Annotated in this window: 4 protein-coding genes; all 4 read left to right on the forward strand. The window is 65.9% G+C overall.

What is annotated here, in order from left to right; translation table 11 throughout:
• A partial coding sequence (locus EQG76_RS06335; RefSeq protein ID WP_159711633.1) for an SDR family oxidoreductase occupies positions 1-173 on the forward strand: 173 nt, incomplete at its 5' end.
• A 58-nt stretch (positions 174-231) separates the two neighbouring features.
• Positions 232-1,212: a C4-dicarboxylate TRAP transporter substrate-binding protein gene (locus EQG76_RS06340; protein ID WP_159711639.1), complete on the forward strand. Its 981-nt coding sequence runs from the start codon at positions 232-234 to the stop codon at positions 1,210-1,212.
• 79 nt (positions 1,213-1,291) lie between these two features.
• Positions 1,292-1,762, forward strand: a complete 471-nt coding sequence (locus EQG76_RS06345; protein WP_159711635.1) for a TRAP transporter small permease — start codon at positions 1,292-1,294, stop codon at positions 1,760-1,762.
• The coding region (locus EQG76_RS06350; RefSeq protein ID WP_159711637.1) for a TRAP transporter large permease at positions 1,759-2,510 on the forward strand (752 nt) is incomplete at its 3' end. The genes EQG76_RS06345 and EQG76_RS06350, both read left to right, overlap by 4 nt.

The raw sequence follows: 2,510 nt of genomic DNA on the forward strand, positions 1-2,510 counted from the left end.
CCACGGCGAACGATCCCGCGCGCCAGGCCAAGATCCTCGGCCGCATCCAGATGAACCGGCTGGGCACGCCGGAGGACATCGGCTGGACGGCCGTGTTCCTCGCCTCGCCGGCGGCGGCCTACGTCACCGGGCAGACCCTAGTGGTCGACGGCGGCGGTGTGATCGGCTTCTGAATCGAATTTTTTGACAAGACCAACTGGAAGAAACGTCATGACACGGCCTGTTGCCACGATGTTCCGCCGCACGGCCCTGCTCGCCACCGCAGCCATCGCGATGCTCGGTGCGGTTGCCGGCAGCGCCCATGCCGATCCGGTCGCGATCAAGATCGCCTACGAGAACAATCCCGGCGAGCCGGTGGACCGGGTCATGCATTACTGGCAGGACCTGATCGCCGAGCGCAGCAACGGCGAGATCACCCTGGAGCTCTATCCCAGCTCCCAGCTCGGGTCGAAGAAGGACGTGACCGAGCAGGCGATGATGGGCATGAACGTGATCACTATCACGGATGCCGGCTTCCTGGCCGACTACGATCCCGACCTCAGCGTGCTGTTCGGGCCCTTCCTCAGCGACGACCCGGCCAAGATCCTCGAGATCTATGAAAGCGACTGGTTCAAGGAGAAGGAGCAGGGGCTGCGCGAGAAGGGCATCCGGATCGTCCTGCCGAACTATCTCTACGGCGTGCGCCACCTGATCGCGAACAAGCCGGTGCGCACCCCAGCGGACCTCGCCGGCCTGAAGGTCCGCGTCCCGAACAACGTCATGCAGATCAGGGCCTTCGAGGCGATGGGCGCCACGCCTACGCCGATGCCGCTGGGCGAGACCTTCACCGCCCTGTCGCAGGGCGTGATCGACGGCGTGGAGAACCCGCTCTCGGTGCTCTACGGCCAGCGCTTCCACGAGGAAGCCAAGTATCTGAGCCTGATCGGCTACCTGACCAACGTGGCCGTGTTCGCGGGCGGCGAGGCGTTCTTCTCGACCCTGCCCGAGGAGCAGATGAAGATCATCGAGGAGACCGCCTACGAGGCCGGCCTCTACAGCCAGAAGATCACGAACGAGGAAGACGCTGCGGTCATCCAGAAGATGAAGAACGCCGGGGTCGAGGTGATCGAGGTCGACAAGGCGCCGTTCCGCGAAGCGACGCTCAAGGCCTACGAGCAGTTCCCGGAATGGTCCGAAGGTCTCTACGAGCAGATCCAGGACCAGCTCAAGTAAGCAGCCTAGTCCGGGTTTCCGAGCCAGCCGCCGGCGCACCGACGCCGGCGGCTTTCGTCATCCAAGAGGCCACCGCGCCATGAAGCGTCTCTCGAGCGCCGCCGTCTGGATCGCGTCGATCCTGCTGGCGGTCCTGATCGTCCTGTTCAACGCCGCCGTCCTGATGCGCTACGTCTTCCATCAGCCGATCCACTTCACCGAGGAGCTCTCGGCGCTGCTCCTGATCTGGATCGTGATGGTCGGGGCGATCGCGGCCGAATACGAGAACCAGCATCTCTCCATCACCGTCCTGACCGACCTGATGCGCGAGCGGCCGCGGCAGATGCTGGGCCTGTTCACGGACGTCCTGTCGGTCGTGGTGCTCCTGTTCGTGGCCTGGCTCGGCTGGCGCCTCGCCAACACCGTCCAGTTCAAGATCACCAGCATCCTGCGGATCTCCTGGTTCTGGATCGACCTCGCGGTGCCGGTCGGCGCGGCGGGGGCCGCGATCATCATGGCGGGCCGGGCGGCCCGCACCTTCAAGCGCCTGCGGATGCGAGACGCCGGATGAGCCTCATCGTCATCTCCCTCATCATGCTCCTGGCCTTCGCCCTGGGCATGCGGCTCTATATCGGCATCCTGATCGCCGTCCTCGCCTATTTCCTCCTGTTCGGCTCGGTGCCGCTGGTGATCGCCGTCCAGCGCGTGGTGGGGCCGACCGAGAACGTCTCGCTGCTCGCGATCCCGTTCTTCATCATGCTCGGCACGCTGATGTCGCATACTGGGATCGCCGAGCGGATGCTGCGGCTGGCGGACCTGCTGGTCGGCCGGATCCGCGGCGGGATGGGGCTGGCGAACATCCTGCTCTCCACCCTGATGGGTGGCATCAGCGCCTCCAACCTGGCCGATGCGGCGATGCTGAGCCGCATGATGGTGCCCGAGATGGAGCGCCAGGGCTATGACCGGGCGTTCGCTAGCGCCGTCACCGCGGCGGGTTCGCTGGTCACGCCGATCATCCCGCCCGGGATCGCGCTCATCATCTATGCGCTGCTCGCCGACGTGTCGGTCGGGCAGATGTTCATGGCGGGCATCCTGCCCGGCCTGCTCTGCGCCTTCCTCCTGATGGTCGCGACCTACATCACGGCCGTGCGGCGCGGCTACCGGCCGGCACGGGAGTCCTGGCCGACCGCCAGAGAGGCCGGTTCGACTCTGCTCGCGACTTGGCCGGCGCTGCTCCTGATCGTTGCGATCATCGGCGGCATCCGTGCCAACGTCTTCACCCCGACCGAGGCCGGGGCAGTGGCGATCGTGCTGGTCCT

It is taken from the genome of Geminicoccus flavidas (assembly GCF_009806515.1).
In the GTDB taxonomy this organism is placed as follows: Bacteria; Pseudomonadota; Alphaproteobacteria; order Geminicoccales; family Geminicoccaceae; genus Geminicoccus; species Geminicoccus flavidus.

Excerpts from the sequence above, each read along its gene's own strand:
- EQG76_RS06340 (WP_159711639.1), top strand. The coding sequence starts at position 232 with ATGTTCCGCCGCACGGCCCTGCTCGCCACCGCAGCCATCGCGATGCTC.
- EQG76_RS06345 (WP_159711635.1), top strand. The coding sequence starts at position 1,292 with ATGAAGCGTCTCTCGAGCGCCGCCGTCTGGATCGCGTCGATCCTGCTG.